Below are 22,399 nucleotides of genomic sequence, written 5' to 3'. Positions count from 1 at the left end.
GGCCTCAAGATACGACAAGGCTATCTTTTGGCGCGTCTCAGAATGCTAAGCGGCTCATGGCTACACTGGATCTTCGCGAATTGTACCTGTCGCTGGTGTGTCTGGTCACCCTGATTCTCCTGATTGTAGGCAGCGTGCAGAGCGTGCGCCATGGGGTAGAGTTGTTGCTGCCCGATCCGCCCCCCATCCTCGGGCCTGCCCCTGTCGCTTCCGATACAACCCATGCGCTGCCTGCGACCAGAACGCCCCTGCTTTACGAGCAGGCATGGCAGCAGACCGAACAGCTCCGCATGCGGCGGCGGGCGCTTCGGGGCTTGCTGATTAACCTTGTGCTGGTGCTGCTTGCCGGCCTGATCTATCGGACGCACTGGCGCCGGCTTCAAGCGACGCGACGCACGTAGGCAATGGTTTCCGGCGTAAAGGGGATCTGTGGAACTTCGAAGTCGCGATAAAAAGCCGTAGGATCACACGTATTGCCCTCAACGAGCATGGCGAGCTGCTCCGGCGTAATCGGCAGCAGACCTACGCGTCCCAGCGTGTTGACCAATACCTGTATGGGCGCCAGCGGCACATGTAGCTTGGGCCGGGGTTTTCCGCGAAGCGCCCGGGCAATTATGTCCAGAATTTCATCGTAGGACAGCGGGCCGGGCCCGGCCACACAGTAGGTCTGCCCGTGCGCTGCTTCTCTGGTTAGCGCCTGCGCGAAGGCACTGGCTACCACGTCGACAGCTACGGGCTGCAGTTGGTACCGACCGTCCCCAAACACAGGCAAAACAGGAAAGGGCCGGACAAGCCGACGAGCCAGTTGCGTAACAAATTCCATAGGAGCGCCCTGGGGGTCCCCAAAGATGACCGACGGTCGAAAGATAGTCCAGTGTGCAAAGCCAGCCCGCCGCACAATCTCTTCAGCTTCCCACTTGCTTGTCTGATAGGCGGTTATGCCGTCGGGGCGAGCGCCGTTGGCGCTCATATGGATAAAGCGTGCAATACCTGCCTGTTGAGCGGCTTCTACGATGTGCAACGTTCCCCGGCGATGCACTGCATCGAACGTAATCCCCTGCCGAGGCTTTTCGGCAATGATACCCACCAGGTGCACAACGGCCTCACAGCCTTCAAGCGTACCTGCGAACGTCTCCGGCCGGAGCAAATCTCCGGCGACTTTTTCGACTCCTTCATCCTCAACAGGAAGCGGTCGGTCGGGTTGTCGAACCAGGCAGCGGACCTGATGTCCTGCCGTTCGCAGCGCCCGCAGAACATAGCGTCCGACAAACCCGGTAGCTCCGGTTAGATAGACTTTCATAGGGCAAACGCAGGGTTGTGCCGCAGTGGTGGTTTACGCCAGCGGCATCGTTGGGGCATCTCCCACCAGGGGCGAACTCAGCGTTCGAACGCCCAGGGAGGTTCCTACGGCCAGGGCGGCTCCCAGCATGGGCGCATTGCGTGGCACCGTGCGCGTGCGTCCGGCCACTTCCGCCAGCGGCACAGCCGTCAATCGCCCATCTCGAAGCGCTACCATACATCCGTACTGTTCGGCCCGTACCATAGCCGCTGCATAGGCGCCAAACGCCGAGGCCAGATTTCGGTCGTACGCTGTAGGCGTGCCTCCCCGCTGCACATGGCCCAGTACCGTCGTTCGGACTTCACTACGCAGCCGGTCGCGAAGCTGGCGTTCCAGTTCATAGCCAATGCCGCCCAACCGGATAGGATCAGGGCTTTCAGGGACATGCTCCCGCACATGGAACGTCCCTCCTTCCGGCCGAGCGCCCTCGGCGACCACAATGATCGTAAAGCGTCGCCCATCGCTTTCCCGTTCGCGGCATACCTCTGCCACCACTTCCACATCAAAAGGCAACTCCGGAATCAGAATGACGTCGGCCCCGGCCGCCACACCAGCATACAGAGCGATCCAGCCTGCGTATCGCCCCATGGTTTCGCAGATCATCACGCGGTGATGGCTTTGCGCTGTGGTATGCAGCCGGTCAATGGCCTCGGCAGCAATATGCACGGCCGTGTCGAACCCGAACGTGCGCTCGGTGCCCCAGAGGTCATTATCAATCGTTTTAGGCACCCCGATAAAACGCAGTCCCCGCTCTGAAAGTCCATGGGCGATCGTCATTGTCCCATCTCCTCCAATCACCACAATGCCGTCCAGCTCCAGCTCACGATACAGCGCAATAACCTCTGCCGATACATCGGCTTCACCGCGCCGGTAGTAGCGGAAGGGATTAGCCCGATTGCTTGTTCCGAGAATGGTGCCCCCTCGCGTCAGAATGCCGCTTACGTCCCGGTACTCAAGCGTTCGGAAGCGTCCTTCAATGAGCCCTTCATATCCATCTTCAAAGCCAATTACCTCGGCATTAGCCTGCAGAATCAGGCTTTTGGTAACAGCCCGGATGACCGCATTCATCCCCGGGCAATCGCCTCCGCCGGTCAGCAAGCCGATTCGTAATCGTCGAGCCATAGGAAAAGAAACGGACTGGTTTCGAGCGTTTTGCATGTCAACCCCATTTGACAGAGGAAGGGTCCGCGCCTATCTTTTCGGATTAGTAAACAGATTCCCCACCAATCGCCGCTCCGCCGGCGCTTCTCTATGGAAAGGCGGGCGCGTATTCTGGTATGGGCCGTGCTGCTGATGTCCTGTCTGCGCGCAGGCGCAGCGCGGGCGCAATTGCAAGCGCTCTGGAGCGGTGAGCGGCTGCGGGCCGGGCAGCCAGCGAATCTATTTGCCCGCTGGGAAGCCCAGGAGCCGTTTCATGGCGTCGAACTGGAAGTGCCCGCTGACTGGTCTGTGCATCAGGCCTGGGCCGTGCGCACGGGTCGTCCTCCTGTCGTGCTGCGCATTGATACGCTCGCGCAGGGGCGGTTTTATCTTCAACCCGCGCAGCCAATTCGCGAGGCCGTGATGCTTTGCATCACGGTTACCCCGGCGGGTTCGGGCCTTGCGTTCTGGCAGCTCACCCCGCTTGCTTCAGCCGATATCTCCTCAAAGCACCCGGTGCCACGCCCTGCCAGCACGCAACGCCGTCCGCTTTTCGTGCAATCCGCTGACACTGAAAACCCTCGCAACTATGTACTGGAAGTGCAGACGGGCGCCCGCCCGTTACCGGTAACCGACTCGCTGCTGCACCGGCTGGACCTGCAGCATCCGTTCACGCTGGCTCTCTGGCTCAAAAGCACTACGCGTAATGCTGTGGTGCTCTCTACCTGGAGTGGCGACGAGCAGCAAAGCTATCCGCTGGAACTGGTGCTGGACGCGGCAGGCTTTCTGCGGGCTTACCGAGGCCGCCCCGGATTGCATCAAGCGCTGATTACACCTCGTCCTGTCGCAGATGGTAGCTGGCACCACATCGCGCTAACGTATGATCCCCTCTCAGGATGGAGCTATCTCTACCTCGATGGCCTGGCGGCCGACTCCCTTTTTGCGCCGGACATTCTCCCCATCAATCCGCCATCAATGCTGACTATCGGAGGACGTCTAGGCCAACGCGCCACAAGCTTTGCAGGCTACCTGGACATGCTCGTGCTGGACCGGCGTGCCTGGTCGGCCACCTGGATTCGCCGCATCTATCGGCAACCCGATCCTCCGGTTGAGGGTCTGCGCCTGGATTTTGAGACGGCCTCTTTTCAGGCAGAACACGGGCTATCCCGCCGCCGCGCCGATCTGTTCTTCTTTGAGCCCCTGCGCCAGCTTCGGGTGCTGCGCGCCGACGAAGAGCACGTGCTGCTGAGCTGGATCTGCACCGACCGGCAGACGCAGGCGTTTGTAGTCGAACGCTCTACAGACGGCCGCACCTTTACCACCATTGCGCAGTTGCCAGCTGCCTGTGAAGGCCTGCCTTACCGCTTTCGCGATCCTGCTCCTCCCAGTGCTCCGGTGCTTTACTATCGCATTCAGCAGAAATTTGAAGACGATATCCTTTACCCCTCGGCTGTGCTCAAGTTGGGGCTGGGACCGGTGCAGCCCAGCCGCGCATTGCTGCTGGGCAATTTCCCCAATCCATTCCAGGGACGGACCACGATTCAGTACGAACTGCACCAGCCCATGCCGGTTCGGTTATCCATCTGGGATCTTTCTGGCCATGAGGTGCGCGTGCTCATCGACGCCCTGCAACCGGCCGGACAGTATACCCTCATCTTTGACGCTGCAGATTTACCCAGCGGTACGTATTTTCTTCGCCTGGAAACGCCCGAAGGCGTGCAGACGCACAAAATGATCCTGGTCCGCTGAGCTTATGGAACGTCCGGCTTCGGTTACAACGGGTCCCTACATACCCCCTGACAGGTCGCTTCCGGAAATAACGGTCAAAGCGCTCATTCTGGGCGTAATTCTCGCGGCGGTGCTGGCAGCAGCAAATGCCTACCTGGGGCTCAAGGTAGGCATGACCGTGTCGGCTTCCATTCCGGCTGCTGTCATTTCGATGGGGGTGCTACGGCTGTTTCGCCGGTCCAACATTTTGGAGAACAACATTGTGCAGACGGCTGCTTCAGCCGGGGAGTCGCTGGCAGCCGGCGTGATTTTTACCCTGCCCGCTCTGATCCTGCTGGGGTACTGGCGCGGCTTTCCCTACATCGACACCCTTGCCGTGGCAGCGGCCGGTGGCGTGCTGGGCGTGTTGTTTACAATCCCGTTGCGGCGGGCGCTCATCCTGGAAGGGGGACTGCGCTTTCCCGAAGGCATCGCGACGGCCGAAGTGCTCATTGCAGGCGATGAGGGCGGCCGAGGCGTACGCGACATTGCGGTAGCAGCCATTGCCGGTGGCCTGGTCAAACTGGCCCAGACCGGCTTCCGCGTGCTGGCCGGCACGGTGGAAGGAGCTGTGCAGGCCGGACGCGCACTGTTTGGCTTTGGCAGCGAGCTGGGTGTGGCGTTGCTGGGCGTAGGCTACATCGTCGGCCTGCGCATTGCGACGCTTGTTTTTGCCGGAGGGCTGATTTCGTGGCTTTTCGGCATTCCCATTTACACCGCCCTGCACGGCCTGCCGGAAGGCGTCGAAGGCTATGAGGCGGCCCTGCAGATCTGGAGCACCAAGATCCGCTACCTGGGCGTGGGCGCCATGGCCGTAGGAGGCCTGTGGGCCCTGCTGTCGCTTATCCGTCCCATTCGGGATGGCGTGCGGGCTTCCTGGCAGGCTGTTCGCGAGGCCCGCAAAGGATACCAGAGCACCATTCCTCGCACGGAGCGCGACACGCCCATTCACTTTGTGCTGGCAGGTACGCTGGCCCTGGCTCTTCCGCTCGTATTCGTGTTTTTACACGTGATCGATCAGCCGCATCTGGGCGTGTCGGACGACACCTATGCGGCCACGATAGCCTTCGGTGTCCTGTTTGCCCTCACCGCCGGTTTTCTGTTCTCCTCCGTGGCCGGCTACATGGCAGGTCTGGTAGGATCCTCGAACAATCCAATCTCTGGCGTTACCATTGCGACCATCCTGACGGCTTCCTTGCTCTTGCTGGTGCTGCTGGGCAGCCAGCTTGACCTGCAGGTCAATCCGGAACGGGCAACAGCCGCCGCGGCCACGGCGATTCTGATCGGTGCCGTGGTCTGTTCGGCAGCGGCCATTGCGGGCGATAACATGCAGGATCTAAAAACCGGCCATCTGGTAGGGGCTACGCCTTACAAGCAGCAGATCATGCAAATGATCGGCGTGCTAACCGCTGCGCTGGTGCTGGCTCCGGTGCTGGAACTGCTGTTCAATGCGTACGGCCTGGGCGGCGTCTTTCCCCGAGAGGGCATGGACCCCTCCCAGATGCTCGCAGCGCCGCAGGCCAGCCTCATGCAGTCGGTTGCGCAGGGGGTCTTCGCCCGTAGTCTGGACTGGTCAATTATCGGTATCGGAGCCCTGATTGCCGTTGCGATCATTGCAGCAGATCAGGTATTGAAGGCTCGAGGAAGCAGTTTCCGAATGCCTGTGCTAGCGGTTGCCGTGGGTATTTACCTGCCCCTGGAGCTGTCGGTGCCCATCTTCGTGGGCGGACTCGTGTCCTACGCAGCCGGGCGCGCCCTGGGCGGACGGTCGGAGTCGTCGCGCGGACTGCTCTTCGCTTCCGGATTAATTACTGGCGAAGCCCTGGTGGGCATTCTGCTCGCCATTCCGTTTGCGCTGGCCCAGAGCACCGATGTGCTGCGCCTGGTACCTGACAGCTTTACGCCCATCGCCCACGGACTGGGCGTGCTCGTTTTCCTTGGCTTTGTGTACTGGCTGTATCGCGTAGCCCGCACGTAGCCGAATCGTAACAAGCACCCCGGTACCTTCGACTGGCAAAAACGCTTGGCTTCTTGTTTATTACGACAGGCGTATCCGGTCCAATTAAACCAGGGATAGCCATGAAGCTCACCTATTTCGGACATTCGGCCTTCCAGATTGAGACAAACGGGACCACGCTCCTTTTCGACCCCTTTATCACGGGCAATCCGCACACGCAGGGGGTAGTCACACCTGATCAGTTGCAGCCTGATGTCATTCTACTGACGCATGCCCATGGCGACCACTGGGGCGACACCCTGGACATTGCACGCCGCACCGGTGCCCTGCTGATTGCCAACTTTGAAATCACTCAGTATGCCCAGAAGCATGGGCACAACAACGTGCACCCTATGAACACAGGAGGCTCCTGGCAATTTCCGTGGGGCCGTGTGACGCAGACCTATGCCCGGCACTCCTCCTCATTCCCCGATGGCACCTATGGTGGTAACCCCAATGGGTACTTGCTCGAAATCGAAGGAAAGGTTATCTATGACCTGGGCGACACGTGCCCCTTCGCCGAAATGGCCTGGTATGGCGAAGACTATAACATTGACGTCGCCCTGATGCCGGTAGGCGATCTGTTCACCATGGGCGTTGAAGGAGCCGTTCGGGCTGCCAGGATGCTCAAACCTGGCTTGATTATTCCCATCCACTACAACACGTTTCCGCCCATCCAGATCGATATTGAGCAGTGCCGCAAGCGTCTGGAGCAGGAAGGATTCAAGGTGCAGGTAATGAAGCCAGGAGAAAGCCTGACCCTCTAAGAGGCTGGACTTCTTGCAGATAATTTTTAAATTGTTAAATTGTACAGAAAGGTACGGTCCGATCCCGTACCGTTTATTTTTCACCATCGATCCCCCACCATGCGAGGCGCAGGCTTCCAGGCGCTACGTCGGATTGCCCGCACCGGCAGTATGTTACTGCTGCTGGGCGCCGGTTTAAGCGATCCGACCAGAGCGCAGACGCCCGCTCAGCTCAATGATGGGCTCTATCATAGCGAAACGGCCCGCCGCAGTTTCTTTGATGGCTATGCGGTGGGAACCGAGCTATTCTGCTGTGCTCGCACATTGGGCCAGGAAAGTGGCCCAGCCAGTAGTGGACTGTTCGGCCTGCCTTTAGGGCTGCGCTTCCACCTGAACTATGCGCTGGGAGATCAGCTTGATCTCGGCGTCGTTCTCAACGCCAGTGGCGGAACTACTGGCCGTACGCTGGCCATTGATTGGATTCTTCTCAAATTCTACCAGGCTTCCGAAAAGGACAGCTATGCCTTCCGACTGGCTGTCGATCCGGCCATGGATGGCATGCTCGGTTTTCCTCAAATCGATGTGGCTCTTCTTACCTCATCGTTGCTATCGCCGTTTGTGGTAGCCAACTACGCCGTTGGCCTGCGCCGCGTGCGCACAGGCTACGAGCGCTGGACGCCCCTGGAAGAGCCCGAAACAGCTTCAGATGCTGCTTTCACAACCGCCGATCCGCCGCCTCGCTTTGAAATTACCTATCAGCAAGCCTTTGGATGGGAGCTGCACCTGCTCGTGCGTTACGCATTGCTGCTTAATCCCGCCCGCAGCAATGTTTTTGTCAGCCTGACGGGAACAGCCCGCTACTACAACCTGATCGAATCGGCGCGAGAAACCCGTACCATGGCTGAAGGGGCTGGCAAGCGTAGCGCCGATGCAGCAGCGACGTGGGAGCGCACGTATACCGGCGGAATTGTCTGGGTGCAGAGCGGCCTGGAATACAATCGCCCCTCCTATCAGATTTTGCCGTTCGTAGGCCTGCCCCTGCTCTTCTGGTCCTCTGAAACGGAAGAAGCTGCGCCGCGGGTGCAGGCCGGATTGCGCCTGACGCTTCGCTGACGACTGGCCATTGCGAACCCTCCATTTTTGATGCCACCGGCGGGCGTCGTATTTTCTCTGCCAATCAGCGACGGTGTGACACGCCGCATGGCGTTATGATTCTGGGCATTCTCTCAGACACGCATGGCTTTTTCCATCCAGCGCTGCCGGAAGCGTTTGCAGATGTGGACCTGATCTTGCATGCCGGCGACGTTGGTTCGATTGACGTGCTCGAACGGCTCAAAACCCTGGCGCCCGTCCATGCCGTTTATGGCAACATTGACGGGCCTGAGCTGCGCCGGCGCCTTCCCGCAGAGCTTACGCTCATGCTGGAAGGGGTGCGGATCTGGATGACCCATATCGGAGGGCGCCCCGGACGCTGGGCGCCCGGCATTGCTTCGCGACTACGCCAGCAACGACCCGATGTGTTTATCTGCGGCCACAGCCATATTCTTCGCATCGAACGCGTTTCGTCGCTAAACGGTATGCTGTACCTGAACCCTGGAGCAGCCGGACGCGAAGGCTTGCATCGCATCAAAACCTGCGTGCGCTTGCACCTGGCACAGGGCCGCACCCGTCAGGCGGAAGTGGTACACCTCGATGAAATCCCTGAAGCCTCGGCGCCATGAGCGATCACGCGACAGCCAAACCCACCGACCGTTTTGATCTGCGCGCCCTTTACGAGGCCAGCCGCCTGCTGAGCACGTCGGATGACCGAGAAGCCGTGGTGCGCAACCTGCTGCTTTCAACGCTCAGCAAGCTGCTGGTTACACGAGGTGCTGTGTTGTTGTTTGATCCACTCGCCCAGCGCTTCCGGGTAGCCGATGCGCGAGGCCCCGTAGATCTGACGCCCGGCACGACGCTGGACTTACCCCTGCCGCCTTCAGACCATCTGCTCCATGATGCCGAGGTACCTGACGCACTACGCGCGCACGGGCTATGCCTGGTTGTTCCCCTGATGTTTCGACATCGGCTGCTGGGCCTCCTTGCGCTGGGCCGCAAGGCAACAGGCCAGCCTTTCTCAAAACGGGAACTGGAATTCGCGCAGGCTCTGGCCACGCTTTCGGCTGCGGCGCTGCATAACGCCCTCCTGATTGAAGAGCTGCAACAGGCCAACCGAGACCTTGACCTTCGATTGCAACAGCTCGACACGTTGTTTGAGCTGTCCCAGGAATTCAATGCTACCATCGACCGGGATCGACTGGCTCATCTGCTTTCGCTGGCCTTAATGGGCCAGCTCCTGATCAACCGCTATCTGCTCCTGGTGCGCGTGGAAGCGCCGGATGGAACCGCCTCCTTTGAAGTGCTCGCCAGCCGAGGCCTGCCTGCAACCCTCCCCCCCGAACGTGCAGCGCAACTGGGCCGCCTGGAACACCCCCTGCTCCTGGAAGAGGCGTCTGCTACCTGGGACTGGCTGCGCGCCTTTCATCTGTATCTGGTACTGCCCATTCGGCAGCAGGGCGTTACGCAAGCCGTACTGGGACTGGGCCGGCGCATCAACGGAGCCGCCTACGGTCCGGGTGAAATTGAGTTTCTCTATGCCCTGGGCACCCTGGCCGCCTCGGCCATCCGCAACACGTTTCTGATCGAGGCCCAGATTGAACGCCAACACTTAGAACGCGAACTGCAACGGGCTCGCCAGATCCAGCAGCGCCTGCTGCCGCAACGGTTGCCCGAAGCGCCCGGTGTGCAACTGGCCGCATGTGCCCTGCCCAGCCAGGATGTGGGCGGCGACTACTACGACGTGCTCTATGAATCCGATGGGAGCCTGCGGCTGGCCATTGCCGACGTGGCCGGCAAAGGGATGGCCGCTGCCCTGCTCATGGCCAACCTGCAGGCCTGTCTGCACGTGCTCCTGCCCCTTGAAAGCACGCTGGAACAAAGCACGGCCCAGATCAACCGGGTCATCTGCGATAACACCGAACCCGACCAGTTCATCACATTCTTTCAAGCTCGCTATACTCCCTCTACCCACCAGCTTACCTATGTGAATGCCGGGCACAATCCCCCGCTTTTACTTCGCGCTTCTGGCCAAGTGGAACGGCTAAGCCATGGAGGCCTGCTCCTGGGCGTGTTACCAGAGGCTCGCTACGAAGCCGAACGGTTGTCGCTGAACGCCGGCGATTTGCTCGTACTTTTCACCGATGGGGTCACCGAAGCAATGGGCCCCCACCATGAGCCTTTTGGGGAAGACCGACTCCTGACCTGTCTGCAAGCTCATCGCCATCAGTCCGCTCACGCTATCGTAACTGCCGTGCAACAGGCCGTCGAGCAGTTTACAAACCGCCCTGCCAATGCCGACGACGATTTTACGCTGGTCATTTTGAAGGTACTCCCCTCCTGATGCTTCCCCACTGCATCCCTGCAGCGGGTCGCCGCCATCGTGGCGGCCTCGCTTCACTCTCGCACCAGCACCAGGCCACTCAGCGATGGAAGCGTTAGATGGAGCGTGTCAGCAGCAGACGTCACCGCATATCCTTCAGCTACCGTCGCCAGGCGAACCTGGAAGCGCGTTGCTTCAGCCAGCGGCAGCGCGAGCTTCCGTGCCGTTTCCTCACGATTGAGCGCCACCAGCACCTGTTCGTCGCCGAGCGTTCGGCGGAACACAAACAGGCCGCCATCGGCCGTCAACACCGAAAACGTGCCCCGGCGCAAGGCAGCCGATTGCCTGCGCAGCGCAATGATCTGCTGATAGAAGCGAAACAGAGAACTATCGAACCGTACCGGGTCCGGCCGGCGAGGTCGTCCCAGTGGGTCAGAGGCTTCGTCGGCATAGGTCAGCTCGGGCCAGACCATGGGCTTTCGGTCGTCTGGGTCATCCGCTCCCCACATTCCGGCTTCCGTGCCATAGTAGATCATGGGTGCGCCCACGTAGGTCATCTGGAAAAGCGCCACTAGCCGCTGGATAGCCCGTCCGGTAGCATCAGGCGCATGCACATCGTAGCTCGGGTTGTGACGCGGCGAGACGTCCCGGTCGTAGCCAAACTGATCCTGGTGGACGTCGGCCGGGTTCCGGTTGACGATCATGGAGGCCAGCCGGTCGGTGTCGTGTGAGTCAATCAGGTTCTGCAGGGCATATTGCACAGCTTCTGGATACCGGTTGCGCCGCTCGTCAAGCAGCCGGGCAAAGGCAGAAGCGTCCAGTCCAAAGTCGATCAGAAATGCTTTAACCGGAAAGGCAAAGGCAAAGTAGTTCATTGTTGCCGAAAAACCGCCCTGCACAATCATTTCACTGGCATCCTGCCAGAGTTCGGTAACCGTATAGGCGTTCGGGTTCAGCTCCCGCACATAGGCGTTCCAGTCTGCCCAGAAGCCTACAGGTACCTCGTTCGTCACGTCCAGCCGCCAGCCATCAATGCCGTCAGACGGGTCTCCATCGCCGTCGGGGTCCATCCAGCGAGCTGTAGCGTGGAAGATATAGCGCTTGGGTCCAGGATGCAGGTCGGTGCCGTCTTCATTGTCTGCAAAAACCGGCAGGGTCTTGACCCCCCACCAGCCTTCATAGTCGAATTCGTTGGTATCGGGGGTCGCTGGATCGTCGAAGCTGTAGACGATATACCAGTCCTTGTAGGGCGAGTCCTGCTGGCGGCGGCGCAGGTCGGCAAAGGCAAAAAAGTCACGGCCGGTATGGTTGAAAACGCCATCAATGATGATGCGCATGCCCCGAGCGTGCGCTTCCTGGATCAGTTGCAAAAACAGCCGATCAGCGGCAGTCCAGTGCCAGGTGTTCGGGTCCTCGGTCTCCTGGGCCATAAGGGCCAGATCGCCCTCCGGATCCGGTCCAAAATACGGGTCGATGTGGTGGAAGGTGTTCCCGTCGTACTTGTGCAGCGAGCGTGCATAAAAGACGGGGTTGAAGTAAATAGCCGTAATGCCGAGCTCTTGCAGATAGTCGAGTCGGTCAATTACGCCCTGCAGATCACCCCCATAGCGTCGGTGAAAGACCGCATAGCTCTCGTAGAAGTCGTCTCCCATCTCCCGTTCCCAGTCGTCGCGCGCGTACCAGTCGGCAGTCCAGCGCGACAACCGCCATGAGGGCGGTGCTTCGGGCAGAGCAGGTGGATATTCGAGCGAAGCCCGCGTGGGATCGTTTGTGGGGTCGCCGTTCCAGAATCGCTCAGGAAAAATCTGATACCAGACGGCATCGGCTGCCCAGTCCGGCACGTGCGGGCCGGTTGAGCGCTCGGCCGCACATCCGGCCAGCAGTAAGATCAACAGAACGCGTTGATACATGGCATGTAACGGCGCATTCATGGTGCAAAGAGCAGCGGGTAGGTTTCCGAGCGACCAGCAGCTTCCAGCCGCACCAGGTACAGGCCGGCCGCCAGGGTGGTAGGCTTCCACGTGGTCACATGTTCGCCGGCCGACTGTAGCCCATCTACCAGCAGCGCAATGCGGCGCCCCAGCACATCATAGATCGCCACTCGCACATGCGCCGGCGCCGGCAGGGTGTAGCGCACCGTGACAGCCGTGCGAAACGGATTCGGAAAGGGGGCTTCCAGACGCAACGAGGTCGGAGGCGCAGGCGTTGCGTCCGGCGCAATGCCCACCGTGATCAATCCGGGCTCGGCCCGGCCGATATACCGGTTCGTGTACAGCCGGAACTCGCCGGGAAGAAGCTCGATAGCCGTCTCCGGATTGTCGACCCCCAGCGAGTCGCCGTTGAAGTAGTCATACCAGGTGCCTGTCTGCGGAAACGTAGGCGTGACCACAAGGGGCTCCAGGCCAAAGTTGCCTACCACCACTGCGCTGAGTTCCGGATGCTCCAGCGAGATCCACCGCCCCGGCCTGCCGTGCTGCAGGCGCATGCGCACCCGCGTCTCCGGACTCCGAAACACGGCATGCTCGCGTCGAAGCCGGAGCAGCTCGGCCCAGGTTTTGTAGAGCTTCATGCGCAACGGATCGTTGCGATAGTCCCATCGGATGGGCTTGGGATCGGTGCGGCCCGGCGCAATGGACGGACAGCTATCGCCTGTTCCTCGCAAGCATTGCTCGCCGCGCTCGCCATAGCCATAGCCCAGCTCGCTAAACTGCCAGATCATTTTGGGGCCAGGCACTGTGAAGAAAAATGCCCCGGCGAGCTTCATTCGATCAAGCGCGACCGGCAGGCTGCGCACATCGTACGCTCCCCGGCGCGCCCCGTAGGCCCGCATCCGGTACATCAGCCACTGTTCATCGTGGCTCTCCATATAAGTCACCAGGTTCGGCGTAGGAAAACCGCGGTTCTTGTAATAGATCGTAGTCAGGTCGGAGGAAAAGTTCGGATCGTTCAGGTAGCCCATCACGCTCTGGCTGAAAGCGCGGTTCAGATTATGCCAGAGCAGCATGCCGGCGCGACCGCGCTGCTGTCCATGTTCGGCCAGTTCTTTCTCTTCTTGATTATCTGCAAAGTGCTCCAGAATAATGTAGGCGGTAGAATCGACGGCCCAGATGGCATCGGCCATGCGCTTGAGCAACCGGATGCGAGAAGCATCGTAGGCGCTCCAGGCCTCCACATCGTTGTCGGTGTCCTTCTGCGTAAAGCCCTTGGACAGATCGAACCGAAAACCGTCCACGCGAAACTCTTCCAGCCAGTAGCGATTGGCCCGATCCAGCCAGTACTGGATGTACGGGTGCTCGTGATTTAAGTCGTAAAAAACATTAAAGGGATGGCGAGCAGGAATATTGATGAAGGGATTGTCTGGCGTAGGACCGTAGAGCTGCACAAGCGGGGAGTTGCCGGTTGCGTGATTGTAGACCACATCGAGGATAACAGCAATGCCCCGGCGGTGGCATTCGTCAATGAAGCGCTTGAGATCGCTGGCCGGCCCGTAGTACTTGTCGGGCGCCAGGTGAAAAGCCGGATTGTACCCCCAGCTAATGTTGCCGTCAAACTCGGCTACCGGCATTAGCTCAATAGCATTGATGCCCAGACGTTCCAGGTAATCAAGCGTGTCGATCAGCGTAGCATAGTCATGCCGGGCGATGAAGTCGCGCACGAGTAGTTTGTAGATGACCAGCTCGTGCGCGGGCGGTCGCTCGAAATCGGTCACCTGCCATTCGTACGGCGAGGCGCCGGGCTGGAGCACGGCCACAATGCCTTCGGTCTTGCCCGTCGGGTAGGGCTTCAAATCGGGATACGTGCTGGCTGGAATGAACGGATCGTGCCAGGGGTCGAGCACCTTGTGCGCAAATGGGTCGGCCAGACGCAACGTGCCATCAATGAAGTACTGAAAGGCATATTCCTGACCGGGCGTAAGCCCTTCGATGGTAATCCACCAGTGCACGCTGTCGGGCCGCGGGGCATCGCGGCGCATGAAGTAGGCGGGGTCCACTTCCCAGTTCGTGAAGTCGCCAATGACGTAGACAAACGACTTGCCGGGCGCGTAGAGCGAGAGTGTGACGCGGGAGGGATCGTTCGGATCGTAGGTGATGCCATCTTCAATGCCGGGCGGGCGCGGCTGGTCAACGATCGGGGGATTGCGAACCGCATAAAAAGCTGCCGTGTCAACCTCTCCCAGCGTATTTTCTGCAACGGCCCATACGTCGAAGCGACCGGGCGCATTCAGCGTCAGCGTGTAGCGGAGCGTGTCCTCGGTTGTCTGCGCTACTTCCTGGCCGTTGACCAGCAGCCGGAAAGCCACCAGCATCGCCCCGGCACCCGGATCCGCCACGGCCACAACTTCCACGCTGGTATCGCGCGGCGCAATGAGCGGTCGCAACGGCGACACGCCTGGGGCCATAAACGTAACGGCCACCCCTGGAGGCGCCACGTCCACAAAAATGTCGCGGCCGCCCACGTCCTTGCCTTCCCGCGAGCCATCCGCATTGCGGAAAACAAAGGCCAGCTTCCGGATTTGCTCGTCGTAGATGTTATCCCATGGTGGCGCGTTGGAGGGTGGCGTGCCGGAATAGTCCTGGTAATAGGCCCGAATATCCGGAATGTGCAGCCGATAGAGGTCTTCCCCGATGCGCTCCATGCGGATGTCCGCCCGGTTTTCTCCCCAGTCTGCCTTTACATAGCGCCAGTCGGTGTCCGTGCGGCTTTCATTGGTGATCACCCCTGTATGGGCATAAACATCACCGGTGTAGCCGGCCAGACCGCCGGTCCCCTCCTTCGCATTGAAGTAAACAGTAACGGGTCGATCCACGCGCACAACAGCGGGATCGGTCCAGACGACCTGGGCCCGAACAATGGCCACTCCGTTCCAGAGGAGTAAAGCGAAAAACCACAACCTGCGCATCAGTACGCTGAATTTTGAGGGGCGCGGGCGCACCCGATCGAATACCTGATCATGCCGATCCCTGGTTAAAAAGCGGGCGGAGCCGGAGCTGCCGGACCTATGGAATGCATTTGCTCCGACTCCGCCCGGTTTACGCGCCCGCACTCATCGGACAATCATCATCTTGCGCGCATAGACGCCCGCCGGGGTCTCCAGGCGGTAGACGTAAATGCCGCTGGAGAGGCCGTCGGCGCGGAAGACGACCCGGTACGTACCGGCCGGCTGCACCTCGTCGACCAGGGTAGCCACCACCCGGCCCAGCAGGTCATAGACGCGCACGCGCACCGGCTGCGTTTCGGGCAGCGTGTACTCGAAGGTCGTGCGGTCTGAGAATGGGTTCGGGTAGTTACGGCTCAGCGTAAACTGCTCTGGCCGCGTTCCGTCCACCAGCTCGACAGCCGTGGGCGAGGTGCCGGCAGGATAGCAGAGATCCTGCACGTCCTGCGGCAGCGAGGCTACATCGGCGGTTGGATTGCACTCGAACGGCAGCGCTCCCTTTTCCTGGAATTGCACCAGCGGCATGGTGTAGTCGGTCGGCCAGTTCTTGGCCGCCGAGGGCAGGATATACTGGTAGCGCCGCCGGCCCGGGGCAAAACCGCCGTCGCCCTCATCTACAAAGCCATCCACGGTATTGCCGTAGCGATAGCGGAAGCCAATCCCGTTGTAGGTGGGACCGGTGACCGTGAGCGTACCGGTGTAGATCAGGTCGCCATCCGGATCCGAAAGCAGCAGCGGATCCAGATCGTTCAGCCCGAGCGGACGCGCCTGCGTCAGCCGCCAGAGCGGGTCTTCAAAAACCACATAGACGCTATCTTTTTGCGGATCGAAGGCCCGCTTTACCTGGAAGTTCAGGGCCGGGCTCATGTCCACCTGGAAGGTCACGTTGATCTGGGTGCCCTGCGGAATCACGTTGCCGGCGCGCACATCATTGAAGAACTGGACGCCCAGGTTCAACGGATCGTCACCCGTGAAAATGAACCGGCGGTTGCTGCCTCCGTAATCCAGGGGCTCTTCCCAGCCTTCCGGCCAGTCCGCGGGCGCATAGTCCACGTAGAATTTGTAGTTGAACTCTGTGTTCGGGAAGGAAGTGAGCGGAATCGAGGTCGTGTACTGGGTTGGATCCACCGACTCGAACAGCGCGCAGTCATCCGGATTCCCGGCGTCCAGGCAGTTGCCCCATCCGTTGAAGTCGCCCCGCACAATGATCGTGTCGCCCCGCTGTTTATCGAACAACCCGGCATTCACCAGCGGATCAATGTCCACCGTAAAGATCACCTGCGCCGTTACCCGCTGCTGTCCCAGCAGATCTACGGGTTTGGTATTGCCGTAGTAGACCCAGTGCAGCGTCGTGTCTTTGTCGGGGATAATGAACGACCGGTTCCCGGTCAGATTGCCCTCCTCCCAGCCGTTGGGCTCGATAAAGAACTTGTACTGCTGCTCGGTCCCTGCCAGCGAGGCCGGGTAGTAGGCAACGCCCGAAAACAGGTGATAGCCGGGCTGCGCCTGGTCACTGGATTCGCGCCGAAGAATCACCTTGGTCGATCCCCAGTCCAGCGGACCGGCGCCGTTGAGGGGATCGCCCCGCACGCCCACCACGACGCTATCGGCGTTCGGGTCGTAGCCGTCCGCCGCCCCTTCTTCCGTGCTCACGTAGACGCGGAACCAGACGGCAATGGTATCGGGCTTTTGCTGCCAGGGCCGCCAGTCATAGGCAAAATCACCCCCTTTCTCGAAGAAGTGGAGCACCAGCGTCGTGTCGCCTGTGCCGGCAGCCAGCACATGGTTGTTGCCGTCCTCCCAGCCACCCAGTCCCTGGATCTGATCGGCCTGGGTGGAGAAGAATTTGAACTGCAACTCTTCGTTGTCGGGGATCTGGAAACTGATCTCCCAGTAGTCCCCGCCTACATTTCTGGGTTTGAGGGTGGTCTGATCATCCCAGGAGATCACATTGCCATCCGGCAACGTAAAGGGCCAGTTCTGATTCGTAATCTGGCCGCGTACCTGGATGAGGCCATCGGCCGTGCCCGTTGTGTCGGGCAGCGTAGCCGTGTTCAGGCGCAACGTAACCGTGCGCTGCGCCAGCGCCTGGCCAGCCATCAACACCGCTGCCATGAGCAGCAGGCCCAGGCGGCCGCCGAGTTTTGTGGTAGCGCTTACCATGGCGGGTTTATGGGTTTGGTTGTGGGGGGTCGAGTGTATGGTTAGAAGCCAACCATCAGCGTAAAGCGGTTAACTCCGTTGAAGTAGCGCCATCCTTCGTAGGCGTAGTCGAAGGTGACGTAGAAGGAGCCGAACCGGTAGCGCAGGCCCCCTCCCAGGGAGAAGGTGTGGGCGCTGTCGGTTAGAAACAGTTCGCTGTAGCCGCCGCGCAGCAGAATCAGGTCACCCAGCAGTCCCAGCTCAGCGCCCAGGTTCACGTACTGACTGCTGTTGCTCGGGCTGAGCGCATCGATGGCCAGCGTCAGACGGTAGCCATCACGTTGCCAGACTTCGCCGGCCAGTCCGATGCGCATGGTCAGTGGCAGATCAAACGGATCCGTGCGCAGCTCTGCCCGGTTGCTTATGTTGTTGCCCCGGCTGTTTGGATCAATATCCACAATCGTCAACAGATCATCACCGCGCATCCGCATTTTGGTACCGAAGTTTGTGATGGCCGCCCCCAGGCGAATGCCCCAGAACGGCGTCACGAACAGCGTCCCGATGTCGAGCGCCAGTCCACTGGCGGTTGAGTAGGAGATGCGTTCGGTGATGTATTTGACCGAGCCGCCCACCGAGAACCGATCGGTAAGCGCGCGCGCATAGCTCAGCGCGATGGCGTACGAGGCGGCCGTGAACGTGCGTCCGGTTCCCTCCTGTTGCTCAACGGTCGTCTCTTCCATTTCGGGCGTGCGCACGGCCGTCACCCCTACGCCTACCGCGCCCGCACCCAGAGGCACTGCAACCGCCATGTAATTCACCGAGATGCCCGCCAGCCACTGCGCGTATTCAGCCGTAAACGTCCCCCGTGTCAACCCAGTCAGTCCTGCCGGATTCCAGTAGATGGCCGTCGGGTCGTCGATAGCTGCGCTGACGGCACTGCCCATAGCGGTAGCCCGCGCCCCGATCGGAATGCTCAGAAACTCGGCTGCGGCCGTACCGGCACGCGTGACCGTACGCGTCTGGCTGGCAAACTGCGCCTGCGCCGGTCCGACGACCAGCCCCAGGAGCCAGAGAGCCATTCCAATGGATCTATATCCACGCATAAGGCTCATTTGATGATGGCAAAGGTTCCGGTTTTTTCACCGATGCCGGGGGCTTCCACGTGGTAGAGATAGACGCCGTAGGAGACCTCCAGTCCGTCTTCGGTGAGGAGATCCCACACGAGCGTGCCGTTCAGGAGCGAGGCCGCGTCGAGTCCATCGTTTGCCCCCTGGTTCAGATGGAGCGTGCGCACCAGGCGGCCGCTGATCGTGAAAATGCGCACGGTAGCCTGCGGCGGCAGATGAATAAAATGAATGGCCCGCGGCCCTCGTCCTGTCGCGAAGGGATTTTGCTGCTCGAAGCGGTTCGTAGCAATGTAGGGGTTGGGCACCACGCGAATCTGGTCGAGCAGCGAGCGGGCCTTTTCGCGGTCCACCGTTGGTCCCCGGGCCGTAAACTCAAACACGTCGGTCGAAAGGAACGGCTTGCGGGTGACCAGGGTGGCCACATCGCCCTGCTGCGGATTGCGCCGTCCGGTCTGCGTGATGTCCAGCGAAATACGCCAGGTGACGCCTTCGCCACCGCCAGGCAGCGGCTCAATCAGAATCAGATAATCGCTGGCCGGAGGCGTGGCTTCAGGACTGGCCGTAAACCGAGCAGGCGTATCGGCAAAGACACCGCCATCGGTGTTGTCCCGGTCCAGAAAAGCGAACTTTACTTCCTGCCCTGTTGATACATTGACCACGCGAACGTTCGTGGGCCGCGCTGGAATAAGCTGGGGCCCGATCTGAAGCGGCTCGGACATGACCGAACCATCGGCCACGATCTCAACCCGATAGTCGGCCGGGTTGCGGAGTCCCTTGATAAAGGGCGGCTGCACAAACGGCTCCATGACCGGATCATATACGTCCGGGTTATTCCAGCCCGACTGGTTGCGGTCCTGCACCACGTACGGATCCGGGAAAAAGATGAGCTGAAAACCATCCACCACGGGCACCTCGCGCCCGGGCTTGAAGGCTGTGGAGCGGTGCAGGAGGGTGTCAGGATTGTCTGGATCCGTGATGTCGATCAGCGAGAAGTTCTTGGTAGTCAGCGTGTCGGGCGTGGTACGCGTGCCGGGAATCAACGTGTCTTCGAAGACGATGCGGTAGCGGGCCCCATCGCGCACGGCGCGCGGATCGATGATCTGATAGCCGATGCGGCTGGTTGTAAAGCCCTGCACGCGTGGAAGAAAGCCCTCCACGTTCTCCAGCTCGGCGTTCTGGTAGCCGGCCACCGGAGCGGTAGGCGTCACGCGCACCACGTTCGGGCCGGTCTCGATGGTACCGTCGGGCAGCCGCCGGATCCGAATGGGTGTTTCTGTGGGAGCAATGTTCGCCTCAGCTGCTCCAAAATCGTAGGCCGTTACCGCATAGTAATAGGTGATGCCGTTTGTGACCGTTGTGTCGACAAACACATGCCGGATTCCACTGTCGTTACCCAGATAGAACTTGATGCCATTGATGTCCACAGGATGGAAGCCCGTAATGCCATCTTTCAGGTCGAACTGAGCAATAGGCTTGCGGAAGGTCAGGTTGCCAAAGCCATCGGTGATGACGAGCGCATCGAGAAAGGCCGGATCGGTCGCCCGATAGATCCGGTAGCCTTCAAAATCGCGGCCATTTAGCCCGATGCTTTCCAGATAGGCGTCCACGGACTCTTCTGCTTTCGCATCCCAGTAGAGCGTGACGCGGCCGTCTCCCGGCACGGCCACAACGGTCGGCGTCAGGGGAGCCTGCGCAAACTGGTAGTCTTCGGCGTAGGCGCTCAGCGCATAGTCACGTCCTTGCAGCGCCTCCTCTCGGCCGGTAGCCAGCACGACGGCCAGGGAGATACGCTCGATCTGCCCGGCCCGTAGCGGAAAAAGTCCGCTGGAGACTGCCAGGTCGTTGTCGCCGGCCGGCGGCCGCTCAAGCTCCAGCTCGCCGGGCAGCATGAAGGTGTTAAAGAGCGTCTGATCGGCCGTCTGCGTCAGGTTCAGCGAGCCTGCTGGAAAGACCTGCACGTTGGTGATGCCGATCTGGTCCGACTCAGCCACATCAGTTTTATCAATGTTGCGTTCCCCGGGGAAGGGCGTGCCGGCGCCGCTGGTGGGGAGCCCGTCCGCCTCGCCGGGGTCCCCGGAATACGGCACGCCATCCAGGCCGGTGTCGTCCCGAAGCGGATTCCAGTCGCCGTCGTTGTCCAGGCCATCGTCGCGGCGCTCATCGATCATTTCGTCAATGCCCTCGTCGATGCCTTCGTCCACGGCGCCATCCCCGTCGTTATCCACGCCATCTGCATAGCACTTACCGAGATCTTCGGGCCCCACGTCATAAAGGATGAGATCGGTGCCAGGGAGTCGGTAGCGACGGTAGGGATCCGACGCCGCCGCATCGATCATCTCCTGCGTGACCCGCGGCGAGCCCGGCTCGGCCAGGATGTGTCCTTCTGCATCACAGGTGTTGTCGTTATCAATCCCATCCTTAAAGCCGCGCCCGATATCTTCCTGTCCTACTCCGATCAGGTGCACGATGGGTCGGCCGTCCGCCCGCTGCTGAAGCGAATCAGCCTCCGGATTGGGCGGCCAGCGGTTCCAGACGTCGGCCGCCGCGGCCGCCACCATGGCTTCCGTCACGACCGGACTGTTTAGTTCCCCATCGCCATCGTTGTCAATGAAATCCGCGTAGCCCACTCCGGGGCTGGATCCCTGCTCGGCCTGGAAAGGCACGTGCGAAGCGTTTTCGTCGATCAGTCCATTGCCATTGTCGTCGATGCCATTCAGCGGGTTTTCGCCTACCAGAAAAGCCTCTGGCACTACCGGACTGTTGCACTCGGCCACGCTGCAGTCCGGGTTGCCGGTCGATCCATCCGCGTCGTTATCGATCCGGTCGATGCCATTCCCGGGTGTTTCCAGGAAGGTGATGGCGGCTACGCCGACAGGGTCCGGACCAAAGTTCTGGTCGCCCACGCCGTCGCGGTCGGTCATAAACGCGACGTCTTCCAGGATGTCAAAGAAGGGGATATCATCGCCGCAATCACCGCCTACGCAGTCGGCCAGCCAGACCGTAAAGCCTACGCGCTCAAGGTCTTCGGTCCCGTCGTTTTTGACTTCATAGAGCAAGAAGACCACATCGTCAATCAGAATTTGAGTCCAGGCCATGTAGCGGGCTTCGACGACAAGCCCCAGGCCGCCCCGTGTTGGATCAGTCGAGTCAGGTCGGTAGGCATTCAGGTAGCGGTCGTACTGGTCGTCGCCGGCCTTAAAGAAGAATTCCTGGTCCGCGTTGAAAATGTTTTTGCCAAAGAAGCCATTCCAGGAGCCGCGCCAGCCCGGGTCGTTCTGATCGGCCAGCTTGTCTGGCCAGAACGGTGGCCAGCTTTCCGGATCGTCGCTCTGGGCAATGCCGTATTCACTGCCAGCCGGATTGACGTAGCCCTTAATGGGTTCAAACGTCCAGGAATTGGTACCGCCAAAGCGGTTCTGCCGAAAGTCGGCCACATCGACGATGTAGAGGGTCTGGCCCGGATTGCTGCCCACGTTGGCCTTTACCTGGGCACCGACCCAGAGCTGGGTGAGCGATACGTAGATGCGGCGCGTGTTTTTGGGCCACTCGTACCAGAAGTCGCCCGGGTTACCCGACTGGGCCGTCTGGAGCCAGTTTGTGATCGTTGCGCGGACGTTGTTGCCGTCGATGTCATCGCGCCGCCGCTCCAGGGGATCGACGCGCTCTTTGCTGGGCACGTGCTCTCGCTCAATCGGCTGCGCTGCCGTCAGGTTACCGGCGATCCAGCCGGCTGCCAGAGCCAGCATTATCAGGCAGCTATGAGGCAGGCGCATACGCATGGCCCGTGTTTT

At 60.5% G+C, this 22,399-nt stretch carries 14 protein-coding genes; 7 read left to right on the top strand and 7 right to left on the bottom strand.

Annotation, left to right across the window (positions count from 1 at the left end; translation table 11 throughout):
* Nucleotides 1–56 precede the first annotated feature (56 nt).
* Nucleotides 57–401, top strand: a complete 345-nt coding sequence (locus BUA15_RS04665; RefSeq protein WP_072714800.1) for a hypothetical protein — start codon at nt 57–59, stop codon at nt 399–401.
* Here the strand turns inward: BUA15_RS04665 and BUA15_RS04660 are convergent.
* A complete protein-coding gene (locus BUA15_RS04660) occupies nt 380–1,300 on the bottom strand; it encodes a complex I NDUFA9 subunit family protein (RefSeq protein ID WP_072714799.1) in 921 nt (306 codons plus the stop codon). The genes BUA15_RS04665 and BUA15_RS04660 overlap by 22 nt on opposite strands.
* Before the next feature lie 33 nt (nt 1,301–1,333).
* Entirely contained in the window at nt 1,334–2,461 is a 1,128-nt protein-coding gene (locus tag BUA15_RS04655) for a 6-phosphofructokinase (RefSeq protein ID WP_072714798.1), read from the bottom strand.
* Nucleotides 2,462–2,590: 129 nt separating this feature from the next.
* Between BUA15_RS04655 and BUA15_RS04650 the strand changes: the two genes are divergently transcribed.
* The 6 genes from BUA15_RS04650 (at nt 2,591) to BUA15_RS04625 (ending at nt 10,424) form a co-directional block, all read left to right on the top strand.
* Complete coding sequence (locus BUA15_RS04650; protein WP_072714797.1) at nt 2,591–4,228, top strand: LamG-like jellyroll fold domain-containing protein; 1,638 nt, start codon at nt 2,591–2,593, stop codon at nt 4,226–4,228.
* A 4-nt stretch (nt 4,229–4,232) separates the two neighbouring features.
* On the top strand, nt 4,233–6,224 hold the full coding sequence (locus BUA15_RS04645) for an OPT family oligopeptide transporter (protein WP_072714796.1): 1,992 nt from the start codon (nt 4,233–4,235) through the stop codon (nt 6,222–6,224).
* A 101-nt stretch (nt 6,225–6,325) separates the two neighbouring features.
* On the top strand, nt 6,326–7,009 hold the full coding sequence (locus tag BUA15_RS04640) for a metal-dependent hydrolase (protein WP_072714795.1): 684 nt from the start codon (nt 6,326–6,328) through the stop codon (nt 7,007–7,009).
* A gap of 99 nt (nt 7,010–7,108) precedes the next feature.
* A complete protein-coding gene (locus tag BUA15_RS04635) occupies nt 7,109–8,101 on the top strand; it encodes a hypothetical protein (protein ID WP_072714794.1) in 993 nt (330 codons plus the stop codon).
* A gap of 95 nt (nt 8,102–8,196) precedes the next feature.
* Nucleotides 8,197–8,709 carry a metallophosphoesterase family protein gene (locus tag BUA15_RS04630; RefSeq protein ID WP_072714793.1) on the top strand — a complete coding sequence of 171 codons (513 nt, stop codon included), beginning with the start codon at nt 8,197–8,199 and terminating at the stop codon, nt 8,707–8,709.
* A complete protein-coding gene (locus BUA15_RS04625; protein ID WP_072714792.1) occupies nt 8,706–10,424 on the top strand; it encodes a PP2C family protein-serine/threonine phosphatase in 1,719 nt (572 codons plus the stop codon). Before BUA15_RS04630 ends, BUA15_RS04625 begins: the two co-directional genes overlap by 4 nt.
* Nucleotides 10,425–10,477: 53 nt before the next feature.
* Here BUA15_RS04625 and BUA15_RS04620 read toward each other — a convergent pair whose 3' ends face one another.
* The 5 genes from BUA15_RS04620 to BUA15_RS04600 all read right to left on the bottom strand — a co-directional run bounded on the left by BUA15_RS04620 (nt 10,478) and on the right by BUA15_RS04600 (nt 22,387).
* Nucleotides 10,478–12,334 carry a glycoside hydrolase family 13 protein gene (locus BUA15_RS04620; RefSeq protein WP_245771919.1) on the bottom strand — a complete coding sequence of 619 codons (1,857 nt, stop codon included), beginning with the start codon at nt 12,332–12,334 and terminating at the stop codon, nt 10,478–10,480.
* Complete coding sequence (locus tag BUA15_RS04615; RefSeq protein ID WP_072714791.1) at nt 12,331–15,303, bottom strand: alpha-amylase family glycosyl hydrolase; 2,973 nt, start codon at nt 15,301–15,303, stop codon at nt 12,331–12,333. Before BUA15_RS04615 ends, BUA15_RS04620 begins: the two co-directional genes overlap by 4 nt.
* 144 nt (nt 15,304–15,447) lie before the next feature.
* Nucleotides 15,448–17,502, bottom strand: a complete 2,055-nt coding sequence (locus BUA15_RS04610; protein WP_072714790.1) for a T9SS type A sorting domain-containing protein — start codon at nt 17,500–17,502, stop codon at nt 15,448–15,450.
* A gap of 41 nt (nt 17,503–17,543) precedes the next feature.
* On the bottom strand, nt 17,544–18,584 hold the full coding sequence (locus tag BUA15_RS04605; RefSeq protein WP_245771918.1) for a PorV/PorQ family protein: 1,041 nt from the start codon (nt 18,582–18,584) through the stop codon (nt 17,544–17,546).
* Nucleotides 18,585–18,589: 5 nt separating this feature from the next.
* Nucleotides 18,590–22,387, bottom strand: coding sequence for a fibronectin type III domain-containing protein (locus BUA15_RS04600; protein WP_072714788.1), 3,798 nt, complete (start codon nt 22,385–22,387; stop codon nt 18,590–18,592).
* Nucleotides 22,388–22,399 lie beyond the last annotated feature (12 nt).

Source organism: Rhodothermus profundi (assembly GCF_900142415.1).
In the GTDB taxonomy this organism is placed as follows: domain Bacteria; phylum Bacteroidota; class Rhodothermia; order Rhodothermales; family Rhodothermaceae; genus Rhodothermus; species Rhodothermus profundi.
Note: the sequence above shows the minus strand (reverse complement) of the source record. Positions and strands in the feature narration are given on the sequence as shown.

What these genes read in the sequence shown, in the direction of transcription:
- BUA15_RS04665 (WP_072714800.1), top strand. Translation starts at nt 57, where the DNA reads ATGGCTACACTGGATCTTCGCGAATTGTACCTGTCGCTGGTGTGTCTG.
- BUA15_RS04660 (WP_072714799.1), bottom strand. Translation starts at nt 1,300, where the DNA reads ATGAAAGTCTATCTAACCGGAGCTACCGGGTTTGTCGGACGCTATGTT.
- BUA15_RS04655 (WP_072714798.1), bottom strand. Translation starts at nt 2,461, where the DNA reads ATGGCTCGACGATTACGAATCGGCTTGCTGACCGGCGGAGGCGATTGC.
- BUA15_RS04650 (WP_072714797.1), top strand. Translation starts at nt 2,591, where the DNA reads ATGGAAAGGCGGGCGCGTATTCTGGTATGGGCCGTGCTGCTGATGTCC.
- BUA15_RS04645 (WP_072714796.1), top strand. Translation starts at nt 4,233, where the DNA reads ATGGAACGTCCGGCTTCGGTTACAACGGGTCCCTACATACCCCCTGAC.
- BUA15_RS04640 (WP_072714795.1), top strand. Translation starts at nt 6,326, where the DNA reads ATGAAGCTCACCTATTTCGGACATTCGGCCTTCCAGATTGAGACAAAC.
- BUA15_RS04635 (WP_072714794.1), top strand. Translation starts at nt 7,109, where the DNA reads ATGCGAGGCGCAGGCTTCCAGGCGCTACGTCGGATTGCCCGCACCGGC.
- BUA15_RS04630 (WP_072714793.1), top strand. Translation starts at nt 8,197, where the DNA reads ATGATTCTGGGCATTCTCTCAGACACGCATGGCTTTTTCCATCCAGCG.
- BUA15_RS04625 (WP_072714792.1), top strand. Translation starts at nt 8,706, where the DNA reads ATGAGCGATCACGCGACAGCCAAACCCACCGACCGTTTTGATCTGCGC.
- BUA15_RS04620 (WP_245771919.1), bottom strand. Translation starts at nt 12,334, where the DNA reads ATGAATGCGCCGTTACATGCCATGTATCAACGCGTTCTGTTGATCTTA.
- BUA15_RS04615 (WP_072714791.1), bottom strand. Translation starts at nt 15,303, where the DNA reads ATGCGCAGGTTGTGGTTTTTCGCTTTACTCCTCTGGAACGGAGTGGCC.
- BUA15_RS04610 (WP_072714790.1), bottom strand. Translation starts at nt 17,502, where the DNA reads ATGGTAAGCGCTACCACAAAACTCGGCGGCCGCCTGGGCCTGCTGCTC.
- BUA15_RS04605 (WP_245771918.1), bottom strand. Translation starts at nt 18,584, where the DNA reads ATGCGTGGATATAGATCCATTGGAATGGCTCTCTGGCTCCTGGGGCTG.
- BUA15_RS04600 (WP_072714788.1), bottom strand. Translation starts at nt 22,387, where the DNA reads ATGCGTATGCGCCTGCCTCATAGCTGCCTGATAATGCTGGCTCTGGCA.